11 protein-coding genes are annotated in these 14,147 nt (G+C 61.2%); 6 read left to right on the top strand and 5 right to left on the bottom strand.

Annotated features, from left to right (window positions below; translation table 11 throughout):
* Positions 1 to 5: 5 nt before the first annotated feature.
* The 5 genes from AC0J1C_RS05550 to AC0J1C_RS05530 form a co-directional block, all read right to left on the bottom strand.
* Positions 6 to 1,490 carry a glycosyltransferase family 2 protein gene (locus AC0J1C_RS05550; RefSeq protein ID WP_473045945.1) on the bottom strand — a complete coding sequence of 495 codons (1,485 nt, stop codon included), beginning with the start codon at positions 1,488 to 1,490 and terminating at the stop codon, positions 6 to 8.
* Between the two features lie 90 nt (positions 1,491 to 1,580).
* Complete coding sequence (locus AC0J1C_RS05545) at positions 1,581 to 2,891, bottom strand: nucleotide sugar dehydrogenase (protein ID WP_473045944.1); 1,311 nt, start codon at positions 2,889 to 2,891, stop codon at positions 1,581 to 1,583.
* A gap of 646 nt (positions 2,892 to 3,537) precedes the next feature.
* Positions 3,538 to 4,719: a thiolase family protein gene (locus AC0J1C_RS05540; protein ID WP_473045942.1), complete on the bottom strand. Its 1,182-nt coding sequence runs from the start codon at positions 4,717 to 4,719 to the stop codon at positions 3,538 to 3,540.
* A 162-nt stretch (positions 4,720 to 4,881) separates the two neighbouring features.
* Complete coding sequence (locus AC0J1C_RS05535) at positions 4,882 to 6,033, bottom strand: acyl-CoA dehydrogenase family protein (RefSeq protein ID WP_473045941.1); 1,152 nt, start codon at positions 6,031 to 6,033, stop codon at positions 4,882 to 4,884.
* Positions 6,034 to 6,056: 23 nt separating this feature from the next.
* Positions 6,057 to 6,818: a 3-hydroxyacyl-CoA dehydrogenase gene (locus AC0J1C_RS05530; RefSeq protein WP_473045940.1), complete on the bottom strand. Its 762-nt coding sequence runs from the start codon at positions 6,816 to 6,818 to the stop codon at positions 6,057 to 6,059.
* A 103-nt stretch (positions 6,819 to 6,921) separates the two neighbouring features.
* Here AC0J1C_RS05530 and AC0J1C_RS05525 point away from each other — a divergent pair, with 103 nt between their 5' ends.
* The 6 genes from AC0J1C_RS05525 (at position 6,922) to AC0J1C_RS05500 (ending at position 14,086) form a co-directional block, all read left to right on the top strand.
* Positions 6,922 to 7,365, top strand: coding sequence for a MerR family DNA-binding transcriptional regulator (locus tag AC0J1C_RS05525; protein WP_375193243.1), 444 nt, complete (start codon positions 6,922 to 6,924; stop codon positions 7,363 to 7,365).
* A gap of 26 nt (positions 7,366 to 7,391) precedes the next feature.
* Positions 7,392 to 8,561, top strand: a complete 1,170-nt coding sequence (locus AC0J1C_RS05520) for an isovaleryl-CoA dehydrogenase (protein WP_375193244.1) — start codon at positions 7,392 to 7,394, stop codon at positions 8,559 to 8,561.
* A 188-nt stretch (positions 8,562 to 8,749) separates the two neighbouring features.
* Positions 8,750 to 10,357 (top strand): carboxyl transferase domain-containing protein, encoded by a 1,608-nt coding sequence (locus tag AC0J1C_RS05515; RefSeq protein WP_375193245.1) that lies wholly within the window; start codon positions 8,750 to 8,752, stop codon positions 10,355 to 10,357.
* Between the two features lie 14 nt (positions 10,358 to 10,371).
* Complete coding sequence (locus AC0J1C_RS05510; protein WP_473045939.1) at positions 10,372 to 11,178, top strand: enoyl-CoA hydratase-related protein; 807 nt, start codon at positions 10,372 to 10,374, stop codon at positions 11,176 to 11,178.
* Between the two features lie 2 nt (positions 11,179 to 11,180).
* Positions 11,181 to 13,178, top strand: coding sequence for an acetyl/propionyl/methylcrotonyl-CoA carboxylase subunit alpha (locus AC0J1C_RS05505; RefSeq protein ID WP_473045938.1), 1,998 nt, complete (start codon positions 11,181 to 11,183; stop codon positions 13,176 to 13,178).
* Positions 13,178 to 14,086, top strand: a complete 909-nt coding sequence (locus AC0J1C_RS05500) for a hydroxymethylglutaryl-CoA lyase (protein WP_473045937.1) — start codon at positions 13,178 to 13,180, stop codon at positions 14,084 to 14,086. The genes AC0J1C_RS05505 and AC0J1C_RS05500 overlap by 1 nt, the downstream gene beginning before the upstream one ends.
* Positions 14,087 to 14,147 lie beyond the last annotated feature (61 nt).

Below are 14,147 nucleotides of genomic sequence, written 5' to 3'. Positions count from 1 at the left end.
TTGCGTCAGACCAGTTTCATAACCAACGCCAGAAAAATACTGCCCGCCGATAGCGTCATGATCCGGGACGACCAGCGATTCATTCGCTGCTGGAAAGACGCCTTGTCTGAGCTGAAGCGGGTTTTCTGTCGGGTCCAGGACTGCCGGTCGAGCCGGAAAAAGACATAGATCTTCACCAGCGACCCGAAAATCTGATTGAAATAGAGAATGCACGGGTACGCCGGCCCTACCGGGTGCCCGGTGGCAATCAGCAGAAGGGTCAGAAGCAAACGGGTCAGACCAATCCACAACAGGTAAGCCACAAGTACCAGTCCGGAGTATTTGATGGCCGCCACAATGGCTGCGGTGAGCCCCAGAATGCTGGTCCACATGGAAATGCGCTGATCGAAGAGCACGTACCAGGTAAACCATCCCAGCCGTCGCGGGCCCAGCCCGGTGGCCCTGGAGTTCTGCCGCAGCGAGTTGCCATACCAGCGGAACATCAGCTGTCTTGCAGATCGCAGGAAGCTCGGATCGGGTGGATGCTCCACGGTGCGGATAGTCGCATCCGGCACATAGAAGGTGTCGTACCCGAGGCGCATCATGCTGTACCAGCTGGATTTGTCGTCGCCGGTCAAAAAGCGGAATTCCCCCAGCCGCCAGTGTTTCAGGGAGTCGTACTCCACATCGGCGATGAATTCCGGACGGGTAACCACGCTGGCCCGGAAAACCGACATCCGGCCTGTCAGTGTGAGTACCCGGCGGGCCAGCCCCATGGAACACATGTTCATGTGCCGCTGGGCAAACCGCAGTTTGTGCCACTCGGACATCAGGTAGCTGCCGCGTACCTCGCAAAACTCATTGGTGGTGAGGGCGCCAACGTTTGGCATCAGCCGGAAATACGGCGCCGTGGTTCGCACCACGCCCGGCTCAAGCACGGTGTCACCATCCACCACGGCAACGATGGCGTTCTCATCCGGCAGATCACGGGAAATGGCCCGGAATCCGTACGCCAGACCATCGCGCTTGCCCGTGCCCGGTATGCGAACGATCTTCAGCTGGATCCGTTCCGGCGGCGCCATCTTCCGCCACAGCGCCCGCATGATCATCTCATCCGAGAGCTCCACCACAGAGGCCACCACCGTGACCGGCCACTGGCACTCGATGGCTTCGTCAATGATGGAGCGATACACCATGGCGGTGGTGCCCGAATCGATCCGGAAACTGGTTACCATCAGATAGACGTGCGACGGCGCAGCCGACTCGCCCAGGGCCCGGGCCTGGCGCCGGAGCTTGGGGTAGGCCCATTTGAGGAAATACATGGCACGCAGAAAGTGGGTGATACCCACGGAGTACCGCCAGATACCAATCACACCGATGACCAGAAGAAAGTGGGCACCGCCCCGCACGGTGTAGGTGCTTGGCAGGGAAACCGCCAAAGCCCCCAGCGCCGCGAGGAACAGCAACCAGCCACCGGTCCTGGATACTGGATTGTCGGAGATATAAGACATGCCGCAGGTTCCTGAAAGTCCGTTACTCGCTGAGCCAGCTCACATGCCCTCGTCCCAGGTCAGGGACCGAGGGCCGTGATGAACCGGCAACTACCAGCAGATGCCTTCGAGCACATCGTTTGATGTGGTTTTCATGAAACCCACGAGATCCACCACCCGCTTTCCTTCCGGAACATCGGCGATCACGGTCTCGAACAACTCATCGTTGTTGCCCACCACGATCACATCGCCATGATCAACCACCCCTCGCAGATCGCTGTGCATCAGGTTCGAAAGGTGGGGGATCTTCTGGTTGATGTATTCGCGGTTGGCGCCGTGCGTGCGGGCATAGTCCACGTTGCGATCGAAGATCTGCAGGTCGTAACCCTTGCCGATCAGCATTTCGGCAAGCTCCACCAGCGGGCTTTCGCGCAGGTCGTCGGTGTTGGACTTGAAGCTCAGGCCCAGCATGCTGATCTTGCGACAGCCATAACCGGTGAGGATCCGGAAGGCGTGGGCCACCTGCTCGTTATTGCTGCTCATGATTGAGCTCAGCAGCGGGTGATTCACGTCCATCTGGCTGGCACGGTAGGTCAGCGCACGCACGTCTTTGGGGAGACAGGAGCCCCCGAAGGCGAAACCGGGGCGCATGTAGTAACGGGAGATGTTGAGTTTGGTGTCCTGGCACACCACGTCCATCACATCGCGGCCATCAACACCCATGGACTTGGCAATGTTGCCGATCTCATTGGCAAAACTGACCTTGGTGGCGTGCCAGACATTGCAGGTGTACTTGATCATCTCGGCCACTTCGATGGGCTTGCGGATAAGCGGGGCGTCGAGGTCCTCGTAAATGCGGGCCAGCATGCTTCCGGAGCGTTCATCCAGTTCACCGATCACGGTGATGGGCGGATGATCGTAGTCCTTGATTGCAGTGCTCTCGCGCAGGAATTCCGGGTTTACACAGACGCCAAAATCAACGCCCGCCTGCTTGCCGGACGCTCGCTCGAGCGAGGGAATTACCACATTGCGAACGGTTCCCGGCAGGACCGTGCTGCGCACCACCACCAGGTGCCAGTCGCCCTTGTCTCTGAGCGCCGTGCCGATATCTCCGCACACCTTTTCAACAAACTGGAGGTCCAGATCACCATTGGGCTTGCTGGGCGTACCCACGCAGATCATCGACAGTTCGCTCTCCTGAACCGCTACATAGCCTTCAGTCACGCCCTTGATGTATCCGTTGGCTCGCCCCGCCTGGAGCAACTCTTCCAGTCCCGGCTCAACAATCGGTGATTTGCCGTTGTTGATCAGGTCAATCTTGACCGGAGAAACGTCCACGCCCACAACATGGTGTCCACGCTGGGCGAGGCTTGCGGTACAGACCGCACCGACATACCCCAGACCAAAGATACTGATTCGCATTTCCTATCTCCCTGACTGTCGTCTCAATGGTCCACCCGGTGAACCTTGCGAAAACCGAAGAGTTCGTTGGCGAACGTTTTGCCAGACCCCTCGGATTGAATCGGGAGAACGCGGCGACAGAAAACACAGGGAACATGACGTCCCATAGCCACCGCGTTCCGACAGCCAGCAAACTATCGTAACGAAACGTTAAAAACCGCTTACGAAAAGATAATTTTTATTATATAAATCAAGTACATGTACGAATGATCGGTGTGCACTCGAGATTTACAGAGCCGAACCAAATTACTGTTTTAAGGTATTTTTCTTGTTTACAGTTTTGAGACGTGTCGTTTGAAATAACGCATTAACGTTGCAGTTTTCGAGACTGGTTATTCCCGAAGGGTCACGCAGCGGAAAAGGCATATTCGTTTTTCATCTCAGGCGAATTTTTTTCGATTGAACAAGATGGAACGAAAAGGAATCTCGACTCGTCCCCTTGGGATGTGCCGACAAAACATCGCGCCTGGAAACGGGAAAAAGCGCCTCTGAGGAAAGCTCGTGAAAGGAGCTGGAGGAGGCTGGAAGGGGTTTGAAAAAGCTTAAGGGAAAAATCCTGGCCCGCCCCGCAGCATCACGGAGCGAGCCCTTCTTTGCAAGGGGGCCGTTACATCAACTCGATGGCAACAGCGGTACCCTCACCACCCCCAATACACAGTGAAGCCACGCCACGCTTGAGGCCACGCTGCTTGAGCGCGTTGATCAGTGTGACGATGATGCGCGAGCCCGAGGATCCAATCGGGTGCCCCAGGGCGCAGGCGCCGCCGTGCACGTTGACCTTCTCCGCCGGCAGCTTGAGCTCATTCATGGCGGCCAGGGTCACCACCGCGAAGGCCTCGTTGATCTCGAACAGATCCACGTCATCCTTGCTCCAGCCGGCTTTCTTGAGCACTTTCTCGATGGCACCAATCGGCGCCAGGGTGAATTCGGCCGGCAGGCGGGCGTGGGTGGCGTGGGCCACAATTCGGGCCTGAGGTACCAGGCCGCGGGCATCGGCTTCGCCTGCAGAAGCCAGTACCAGCGCGGAAGCGCCGTCGCTGATGGAGCTGGAGTTGGCCGCCGTTACCGAACCGTCCTTGGCGAAAGCGGGCTTCAGGTGCGGAATCTTCTCGGGCTTGGCGTTGCCCGGCTGTTCATCGGTGTCCACCTCGGTATCACCGCCGCGGCCAGGCACGGTTACCGGGACGATTTCGTCGCGGAACCAGCCGTTCTCGATCGCCGCCAGGGATTTCTGCAGGGAGGCGATGGCAAATTCGTCCATGGCCTGTCGGCTGATGTCGAACTTGTCGGCGGTGCGCTGGGCAAACACGCCCATCAGGCCGCCCTCGTAGGCGTCTTCAAGGCCATCGAGGAACATGCTGTCGAGCACCTGGCCATGGCCCATGCGCATGCCGCCGCGGGCCTTGGGCAGCAGGTACGGCGCCTGGCTCATGTTTTCCATGCCACCGGCGATCATGACGTTGTTGGTGCCGGCCTTGATCTGGTCGTGGGCCATGATGACGGCCTGCATGCCGGAGCCGCACATTTTGTTGATGGTGGTGCAGCCGGAGCTGTCCGGTATGCCAGAGGCACGGGAGGCCTGGCGCGCCGGGGCCTGGCCGAGGCCGGCGGGCAGCACGCAGCCCATGATTACTTCCTGGATATCCGCCGGCTGCAGGCCGGCCCGCTCGATGGCGGCCTTGATGGAGATGGCGCCCAGCTGCGGGGAGCGTACCGAGCTCAGGGAGCCCATCATGCCGCCCATGGGGGTTCTTGCTGAGCCTGCGATTACTACGTCGTTACCACTCATTTCAAATGCCCTCTAGTTTGGTGCGGGGCCAAGTGCCAGACGCCTTTCCGGGACACGCTGTGAATACGTCCCTGTACGCTTGACTGCAGCATCCATGCTGCAGACAGTCCCGGAAAGGCGTCTGGCACTCGGCCCTCGAGCTTGTGAGTTCGTCTGCCTTAATCAGGCTTTGCCCAGCACAGAGCGGGCAATAATTTCTTTCATCACCTCCGAGGTGCCGCCGTAAATCCGCTGCACCCTGGCGTCGATGAAGTTCCGGGAAATCGGGTATTCGGTGGTGTAGCCGTAGCCGCCGAACAGCTGCAAACAGCCATCGGCCACCCGGCACTGCATCTCGGTGGCGCTGTACTTGGCCATGGAGGCGGTGGGCGCATCCAGCTCGCCACGGTCGTACTGGTCGATGCACTGGTCCACGAATGCCTTGTTTACCCGGTAGTCGGTTTCCATGCGTGCGATCTCAAAGCGGGTGTTCTGCAGTTGGGCCAGCTTCTGGCCAAACAGTTCCCGCTCCTGGGCGTAGGCGATGGTCAGGTCCAGGGAGCCACGGGCAGCGGCCACGCCAAGGGCGCCGATCACCAGGCGCTCGCGGGGCAGCTCGCGCATCAGGTACACGAAGCCCTGGCCTTCCTCACCAAGCAATGCAGACGCGGGAATGCGCATGTCGGAGAAGAACAGCTCGGAGGTGTCGCCGGAATGCTGGCCGATCTTGTCCAGGTTGCGGCCCTTGCTGTAGCCCGGCAGCGAGGTGTCGACCAGGAACAGGCTGATGCCACGGGCGCCCGCCTTGGGGTCGGTCTTGGCGGCCACGATCACCATGTCGGCGTGCTGGCCGTTGGTGATGAAGGTCTTGGAGCCGTTCAGGATGTAATCGTCGCCGTCTTTGACCGCGCTGGTACGGATGGCCTGCAGGTCACTGCCGGCGCCGGGCTCGGTCATGGCGATGGCGCCAACGGCCTCACCGGATACCAGTTTTGGCAACCATTGCTGCTTCTGCGCTTCGTTACCAATGTGGCTCAGGTAGGGCGCAACAATGTCGGAATGCACCATCACGTTGGTGGACAGGGCACCAAAGCCCATGCGGGCCAGCTCTTCGCCTACCACCACGGAAAACTGGAAGGGCGCGCCGATGCCGCCGCAATCCTCGGGCACGTCCACGCACAGCATGCCGGCGTCGCCCAGGGTGTTCCAGAGCTCTCTCGGTACCAGCCCGGATTTTTCCCAGGCTTCGTAGTGCGGCGTCACTTCCTTTTCCAGGACCTTGATGACGGACTCCCGGAACATCGCCAGTTCTTCTTTATCAACAGACACGGTCATGAATGTCTCCTGCTGTGAATGCTTTACTTGGGCGCCATGCGCAACGCGCAGTCGAGACGAATCACTTCGCCATTGAGCACCGGGTTCCGAACCATCTGGTCCACCATCATGCCGAACTCCTCCGGCTTGCCGAGGCGCTTGGGGAACGGCAGCGTGGCCGCCAGGCTCTCCTGCACTTCTTCAGGCATACCTGCCATCATGGGGGTCATGAACAGGCCGGGTGCAATCGTATTTACCCGGATGCCCTCGCGCGCCAGTTCACGGGCGGATTGAAGCGTGAGCGACACCACGCCACCCTTGGAGGCACTGTAAGCGGCCTGGCCGATCTGGCCCTCGTAGGCCGCAATGGAGGCGGTATTGATGATCACGCCCCGCTCGCCCTCGGCATTGGGCTCCCGCTGCGCCATGTCGGCGGCTGCCAGGCGCAGGATATTGAACGTGCCAATGAGATTGACCTGTACAACCTTGCTGAAGTTCTCCAGCGGCATCACGCCCTCGCGGCCCAGAATCTTGCCCGCGGTGGCGATGCCGGCGCAGTTCACGGCAATACCGCAGGGGCCGTGGGCTTCACGCGCTGCGTTGATTGCGGCCTCGGCGCTGTCGGCGGAGCTGACATCGCATTCCAGGAAAATCCCGCCGATGTCCTCGGCTACTTTTCGGCCCTGCTCCTTCTGCAGATCCAGAATCGCAACCTTGCAGCCGGAAGCGGCCAGCGCACGGGCTGCGCCCTCGCCCAGCCCGGATGCGCCGCCTGTTACAATGGCCGGAACATTTTTGAATTCCATGCTTCGCTCTCCTTTCAGGGAACCTGTTGGTGAAAATTGGACCAGAAAACTACTTTACGTTTACGTAAACTTTATCTAACCTAAGTCGAAAAAGGAAATCGCAATGGTCGAAAAAAGAACGTTCAGCATCAGCGAACTCTCACAGGAGTTCGATGTCACGACTCGAAGCATCCGCTTCTATGAGGACCAGGGGCTTCTGAAGCCACGGCGCCGTGGACAGACACGCATCTTCAGCACCAAGGATCGTGTCCGCCTGAAACTGATCCTCCGTGGCAAGCGCATGGGCTTCACCCTGGCAGAAACCAAGGAGCTGTTCGACCTGTGGGACGAAACGCTCACCGGCAATGAAAAGCAGCTGCTGAAGATGCTCGAGATCCTCGAAGGCCGCAAAGCCATGCTGGAACAGCAGAAGAACGACATTGCCCAGGCAGAAATGGAAATAGACACCGCGGAAGCCCGGTGCCGGGAGGCACTGGCTGAACTGCAGAAAAAGAAAGAAGCGCAGGCGCCGGCCAACGACGAGGCCAGGCAGCCCGCTGAAACCTGATAACAGAAACGCAAAGGTAGCCAACGATGAAATCACAGTACTCAGAGCTCAACTTCGGCCTCGGCGAAACCCTCGACATGCTCCGCGAGCAGGTCAACGGCTTCGCTGCCGCTGAAATCGCGCCCCGCGCCGAGGAAATCGACCGCAACAACGAATTTCCCATGGACCTGTGGCGGAAAATGGGCGACATGGGTCTGCTGGGTATCACTGTGAAAGAAGAATACGGCGGATCCGACATGGGCTACCTCGCCCACGTGATCGCCATGGAAGAAATCAGCCGTGCTTCCGCCTCCGTTGGCCTCTCCTACGGTGCCCACTCCAACCTGTGCGTGAACCAGATTCACCGCAACGGCACCGAGGAACAGAAACAGAAATACCTGCCGAAACTCGTCAGCGGCGAGCACGTCGGCGCCCTGGCCATGTCCGAGCCCAATGCTGGCTCCGACGTTATCTCCATGAAACTCAGCGCCCGCGACGAAGGCGACCACTTCGTCCTGAACGGCAGCAAAATGTGGATCACCAACGGCCCGGATGCCCACACCTACGTTATCTACGCCAAAACCGACACCCAGGCCGGCTCTCGCGGCGTAACCGCCTTCATTGTTGAGCGCGACTACCCGGGCTTCAGCCGCCACCAGAAACTCGACAAACTCGGCATGCGCGGCTCCAACACCTGTGAACTGGTGTTCGAAGACTGCAAGGTTCCCCGCGAGAACATCCTCGGCGGCGAAGGCAACGGCGCCCGCGTACTCATGAGCGGCCTCGACTACGAACGCCTGGTCCTCTCCGGCGGCCCCCTGGGCATCATGCAGGCGGCCATGGACGTGGTGGTTCCCTACATCCGCGAGCGCAAACAGTTCGGCCAGGCCATCGGTGAGTTCGAACTGGTACAGGGCAAAGTCGCCGACATGTACACCTGGATGAACACCGCCAAGTCCTACGTCTACATGGTGGCCATGTCTGCCGACCGCGGCGGCGAAACCACCCGCAAAGACGCCGCCGGCGCGATCCTCTACTCCGCCGAAATGGCCACCAAAATCGCCCTGGACGCCATCCAGCTGCTCGGCGGTAACGGCTACATCAACGAGTACCCGACAGGCCGCCTGCTGCGCGACGCCAAACTCTACGAAATCGGCGCGGGCACGTCTGAAATCCGCCGCATGCTGATCGGCCGCGAGCTGTACCTGAACAAGTAAGCCGTCGCTGATCACTTCGATTTACGGACGCTAACTCCCTCGGTACGTCGAGGGGGTGGCGGGTGTTCCTCCCGGGAATGTCTGCGGCCAGGGATGGCCGCAGTCAAGCGCACATGGATGTGCTCGTAGCGGTTCCCGGGAGGAACGCCCGCCACACCCGGATGCCCCCGAATAAGAAGGCAGGGAAAATGACCATACTCCAAAGCAAAATCAATCCGCGGTCCGAAGAGTTCCAGGCCAACCAGGAATCCATGGCCAAGGCCGTCGCCGACCTGCGCGACAAAGTCGCCACCATCCAGCAGGGCGGCGGCCCCGACTACCAGAAGCGCCACACCGACCGGGGCAAACTGCTCCCCCGTGAGCGCATCAACCGCCTCCTGGACGACGGCTCCCCGTTCCTGGAAATCGGCCAGTTCGCCGCCTACAACGTGTACGGTGAAGAAGTTCCCGCAGCAGGCGTGATCGCCGGCGTGGGCCGCGTCTCCGGCACCGAGTGCATGATCATCGCCAACGACGCCACCGTAAAAGGCGGCAGCTACTACCCGCTCACGGTCAAAAAACACCTGCGGGCCCAGGAAATCGCCCTGGAAAACCGCCTGCCCTGCATCTACCTGGTGGACTCCGGCGGCGCCAACCTGCCCCGCCAGGACGAAGTCTTCCCGGACCGAGATCACTTCGGGCGCATCTTCTACAACCAGGCCCGCATGAGTGCCGACGACATTCCGCAGATCGCCGTTGTAATGGGCCTGTGCACCGCCGGTGGCGCCTACGTGCCCGCCATGGCCGACGAATCCATCATCGTACGCAACCAGGGCACCATCTTCCTGGCCGGCCCGCCGCTGGTAAAAGCGGCCACCGGTGAGGTGGTCAGCGCTGAAGACCTCGGCGGCGCCGATGTACACTGCAAGATCTCCGGCGTAGCCGACCACTACGCCGAAAACGACGCCCACGCCCTGGAAATCGCCCGGCGAAGCGTCGCCAACCTCAACCGCCGCAAGCCGGTACCCGTGGAAGTCCAGAAGCCCCGGGCACCGCTGTACGACGCCGAAGAAATCTACGGCATCGTGGGCACCGACCTGCGCAAACAGTTTGACGTGCGCGACGTGATTGCGCGCATTGTTGACGGTTCCGAGTTCGACGAATTCAAACGCTACTACGGCCAGACCCTGGTCACCGGCTTTGCCCACATTCACGGCTACCCGGTGGGCATCATCGCCAACAACGGCATTCTGTTCAGCGAAGCGGCCCAAAAAGGCGCCCACTTCATTGAGCTCTGCTGCCAGCGCAACATTCCGCTGCTGTTCCTGCAGAACATCACCGGCTTCATGGTTGGCCAGAAATACGAGGCCGAGGGCATTGCCAAGCACGGCGCCAAGATGGTCATGGCCGTGGCCTGCGCCAACGTGCCCAAGATCACCGTGCTGATCGGCGGCTCCTTCGGTGCAGGCAACTACGGCATGTGTGGCCGCGCCTACAGCCCCGACTTCCTGTGGATGTGGCCGAACGCCCGCATCTCCGTCATGGGTGGCGAGCAGGCCGCCGGCGTACTGGCCCAGGTGAAGCGCGAAGGCATGGAGCGCAAGGGCCAGCAGTGGAGCGCCGAAGAAGAAGCCGAGTTCAAGAAGCCGGTCATCGACAAATACGAAGAGCAGGGCCACCCCTACTACGCCAGCGCCCGCCTGTGGGACGACGGCGTAATCGACCCGGCCCAGACCCGGGAAGTGGTCGCCCTGAGCCTCTCTGCCACCCTTAACCGACCCGCCAAGCCCACGCGCTTTGGCGTGTTCCGGATGTGATCGGGGAGACTGCCATGACAGACAACGAAACCGCAGTCCTGCTCAACCGGCGCGACGATGGCGTGGCCGAGGTGGTGCTTAACCGCCCGGACAAACGCAACGCCTTCGACGACGTGATCATCCAGCAACTGATCGGCGCCCTAACCGCCGTGAACGCCGACGACAGCGTAAAGGTGGTGATCCTGCGCTCCGAGGGCAAGCACTTCTCCGCCGGTGCCGACCTTGGCTGGATGCGCCGCATGGCCGAGAACACCCGCCAGGAAAACCTGGATGACTCCCGGGAACTGGCGCGGCTGATGAACGTGCTCAACCACCTGTCCAAGCCGGTGATCGGTCTGGTACAGGGCGCCGCCTTCGGTGGCGCGGTGGGCCTGGCTGCCTGCTGCGACATCGTGATCGCCACCGAGAAATCGAGCTTCTGCCTGAGCGAAGTGAAGCTCGGACTGATTCCGGCGGTGATCAGCCCCTACGTGGTGCGCGCCATTGGCGAACGCCAGGCCCGGCGGTATTTCATCTCCGCCGAAGTGTTTACCGCAAAGCAGGCACAGGAATACGGCCTCGTGCACATCGTCTGCGACGACGTCGACGCCATGAACGCCCGCTGCAACGAGATGCTCCAGCAACTGGCCATGAACGGGCCCGAGGCCATGAAAGCCGCCAAGGACCTGGTATTTGCCGTCAGCCACAAGCCCATCAGTGCCGACGTGATTGACGACACCGCACACCGCATCGCGGATATCCGGGTGGATGAAGAAGGGCAGGAAGGGCTCAGCGCCTTCCTGAACAAGCGCAAGGCCAACTGGGTTCCGGAGGAAGAATAACAATGTTCAGCAAGATTCTGATCGCCAACCGGGGCGAAATCGCCTGCCGGATCATACAAACCGCCCACCGCATGGGCATCCGCTGCGTCGCGGTCTATTCCGACGCAGACGCCAACGCCCGGCACGTGGCCATGGCCGACGAGGCTTTCCACATTGGCCCGGCACCCAGCGGTGAAAGCTACCTCAAGGCCGAGAAGATCATCCAGGTCGCGAAGGAAAGTGGCGCCCAGGCCATCCATCCGGGCTATGGCTTCCTGTCAGAAAACACCGCATTCGCCGAAGCCTGCGAGGCCAACAACATCGTGTTCATCGGCCCGCCCTCCTCCGCCATTGCCGCCATGGGCTCCAAGTCCGCCGCCAAGGCCATCATGGAGAAAGCCGGCGTGCCGCTGGTGCCGGGCTACCACGGCGATGACCAGTCGGTGGAAACCCTGCGCGCCGAAGCCGAGAAATGCGGCTTCCCGCTGCTGCTCAAGGCCGTGGCCGGCGGCGGTGGTAAAGGCATGCGCGTGGTGCAGAGCATGGCCGAGTTCGACGACGCCCTGGCCGCGGCCAAGCGCGAAGCCAAGAACGCCTTCGGCAACCCGGACATGCTGATCGAACGCTACCTGACCCAGCCGCGGCACGTGGAAATCCAGGTGTTCTGCGACCAGGACGGCAAAGGCGTGTACCTGGCCGAGCGCGACTGCTCCGTACAGCGCCGCCACCAGAAAGTTCTGGAAGAAGCCCCGGCCCCGGGCCTGAGCGAAGACACCCGCAAGGCCATGGGCGAAGCCGCCGTGCGCGCTGCCCAGGCCATCAACTACGTGGGTGCCGGCACCGTCGAATTCCTGTACGACGTGGACGGTTCTTTCTTCTTCATGGAAATGAACACCCGCCTTCAGGTGGAGCACCCGGTTACCGAGATGGTCACCGGCCAGGACCTGGTGGAATGGCAGCTGAAAGTGGCCTGGGGCGAGCCCCTGCCCTTGGAGCAATCCCAGGTGAAAACCCGGGGCCACGCCCTGGAAGCGCGGATCTACGCCGAAGACCCGGACCAGGACTTCCTGCCCGCTACCGGCAACCTGCGCTACCTGAGCACGCCGGATGAAAGTGCACACGTGCGCGTGGACACCGGCGTGACCGAAGGCGACGACATCAGCATCCACTACGACCCGATGATCGCCAAACTGATCGTGTGGGACGAAACCCGCGACCAGGCCATCAACCGCATGGTCCAGGCCCTGGAGCACTACCGCATCGCCGGCGTGAAAACCAACATCCGGTTCCTGCACGCCCTGGCCGACGCCCAGCCGTTCCGGGAAGCGGACCTGACCACCGGGTTTATCGAAGACCACCGGGAACTGCTGTTCCCGAAATCCAGGCTCGATACCCACAAGGCCCTGGTGCTGGCCGCCGGTTTTGTACTGGAGCAGCGCAAATCCTCCGAACCGCTCACCGCCGACCCCTGGTCGCCGTTCAGCCGCAAGAACAGCTGGCGCATGAACTCCGAGTACGCCCAGCCCCTGAAACTGCAGGTGGGCGAAGAGGTGCACGAGCTCAAGATCCTCGAGCGCGACGACCGCTACCAGGTGTTCGTGGGCGACAGCATCTACCACCTGAACGCCAAACTGGATGACGACTACCTGCAGGCCGTGATCAACGGCCACCGCATCAGCATCCACGGCAATCTGCACAACGACCAGCTGGTGCTCTTCTACGAAGGCGACACCTTCAACTGCACCGTGTACAAGGAAAGCTACGGCTTCGAGGAAATGGCCGGCGACGGCAGCCTGGCCGCGCCCATGAACGGCGCCATCGTCGCGGTGCAGACCAAGGTTGGCGACAAGGTTACCGCCGGCCAGAGCCTGGTGATCATGGAGGCCATGAAAATGGAACACGCCATCAAGGCTCCGGCCGACGGCGTGGTGACCGAGATCTTCTTCGCCGAAGGCGACCAGGTCTCCGAAGGTGCCGAGCTGATTGCCATTGAAGTCACCGAAACCGAGGAGGCAGGCTGATGGCCTTTCCCAAACAGGTACGCCTGGTTGAGATGAGCCCCCGGGACGGACTCCAGAACGAGCCCGGCCCGGTGATTGCCACCGACATCAAGACCGGGTTGATCAACCGCCTGGCCGACACCGGCCTGAGCCATATAGAGGCCGCCAGCTTCGTGTCCCCGAAATGGGTGCCACAGATGGGCGACGCGGCAGAGGTTATGGCCGGCATCCACCGCAAGTCTGGCGTGCGCTACTCCGCCCTCACCCCGAACCTCAAAGGCTTCGAGGGTGCCCTCGCGGCCAGGGTGGATGAAGTCGCTGTGTTCGGCGCCGCCTCCGAATCCTTCACCAAAAAGAACATCAACTGCACCATCGCCGAAAGCCTCGAGCGCTTCGCCCCGGTGGTGGAAGAAGCCCGCAAACACGGCATTCCCGTGCGCGGCTACGTGTCCACCGTGATGGGCTGCCCGTACGAAGGCGACATCGCGCCAGAACAGGTGGCCACCGTGGCCAAAGCCCTGTACGACATGGGCTGCCACGAAATCTCCCTGGGCGACACCATCGGCGTGGGCACACCGCTGAAAGCCAAACGCATGCTCGAAGCCGTTGCCGCCCACGTGCCCATGGACAAACTCGCTGCCCACTTCCACGACACCTACGGCCAGGCCCTGGCCAACCTGTACGCGGTGCTGGAAGAAGGCGTGTCCGTTATCGACGCCTCCGTCGCCGGCCTCGGCGGCTGCCCCTACGCCAAAGGCGCCTCCGGCAACGTCGCCACCGAAGACGTGCTATATCTGCTTAACGGTTTAGGTATTGAAACGGGCGTCGATCTGGACAAACTCGTCGCCACCGGCGACTGGATATGCGGCCAACTGAACCGCCACAACGGCTCAAAAGTCGGCCAGGCCTTAGGCGGTAGCTGCCAATGATTGAACTGGCAGGTGGGGTGCAACCTCCCGGGACTGTCTGCAGCATGGATGCTGCAGTCAA

The sequence above is a fragment of the Marinobacter sp. E2 genome, assembly GCF_055755345.1.
The sequence above is the reverse complement of the archived record's forward strand: the minus strand, read 5'-3'. Positions and strand labels throughout refer to the sequence as shown.

Excerpts from the sequence above, each read along its gene's own strand:
- AC0J1C_RS05525 (WP_375193243.1), top strand. The coding sequence starts at position 6,922 with ATGGTCGAAAAAAGAACGTTCAGCATCAGCGAACTCTCACAGGAGTTC.
- AC0J1C_RS05515 (WP_375193245.1), top strand. The coding sequence starts at position 8,750 with ATGACCATACTCCAAAGCAAAATCAATCCGCGGTCCGAAGAGTTCCAG.
- AC0J1C_RS05550 (WP_473045945.1), bottom strand. The coding sequence starts at position 1,490 with ATGTCTTATATCTCCGACAATCCAGTATCCAGGACCGGTGGCTGGTTG.
- AC0J1C_RS05530 (WP_473045940.1), bottom strand. The coding sequence starts at position 6,818 with ATGGAATTCAAAAATGTTCCGGCCATTGTAACAGGCGGCGCATCCGGG.
- AC0J1C_RS05510 (WP_473045939.1), top strand. The coding sequence starts at position 10,372 with ATGACAGACAACGAAACCGCAGTCCTGCTCAACCGGCGCGACGATGGC.
- AC0J1C_RS05545 (WP_473045944.1), bottom strand. The coding sequence starts at position 2,891 with ATGCGAATCAGTATCTTTGGTCTGGGGTATGTCGGTGCGGTCTGTACC.
- AC0J1C_RS05540 (WP_473045942.1), bottom strand. The coding sequence starts at position 4,719 with ATGAGTGGTAACGACGTAGTAATCGCAGGCTCAGCAAGAACCCCCATG.
- AC0J1C_RS05520 (WP_375193244.1), top strand. The coding sequence starts at position 7,392 with ATGAAATCACAGTACTCAGAGCTCAACTTCGGCCTCGGCGAAACCCTC.
- AC0J1C_RS05505 (WP_473045938.1), top strand. The coding sequence starts at position 11,181 with ATGTTCAGCAAGATTCTGATCGCCAACCGGGGCGAAATCGCCTGCCGG.
- AC0J1C_RS05535 (WP_473045941.1), bottom strand. The coding sequence starts at position 6,033 with ATGACCGTGTCTGTTGATAAAGAAGAACTGGCGATGTTCCGGGAGTCC.
- AC0J1C_RS05500 (WP_473045937.1), top strand. The coding sequence starts at position 13,178 with ATGGCCTTTCCCAAACAGGTACGCCTGGTTGAGATGAGCCCCCGGGAC.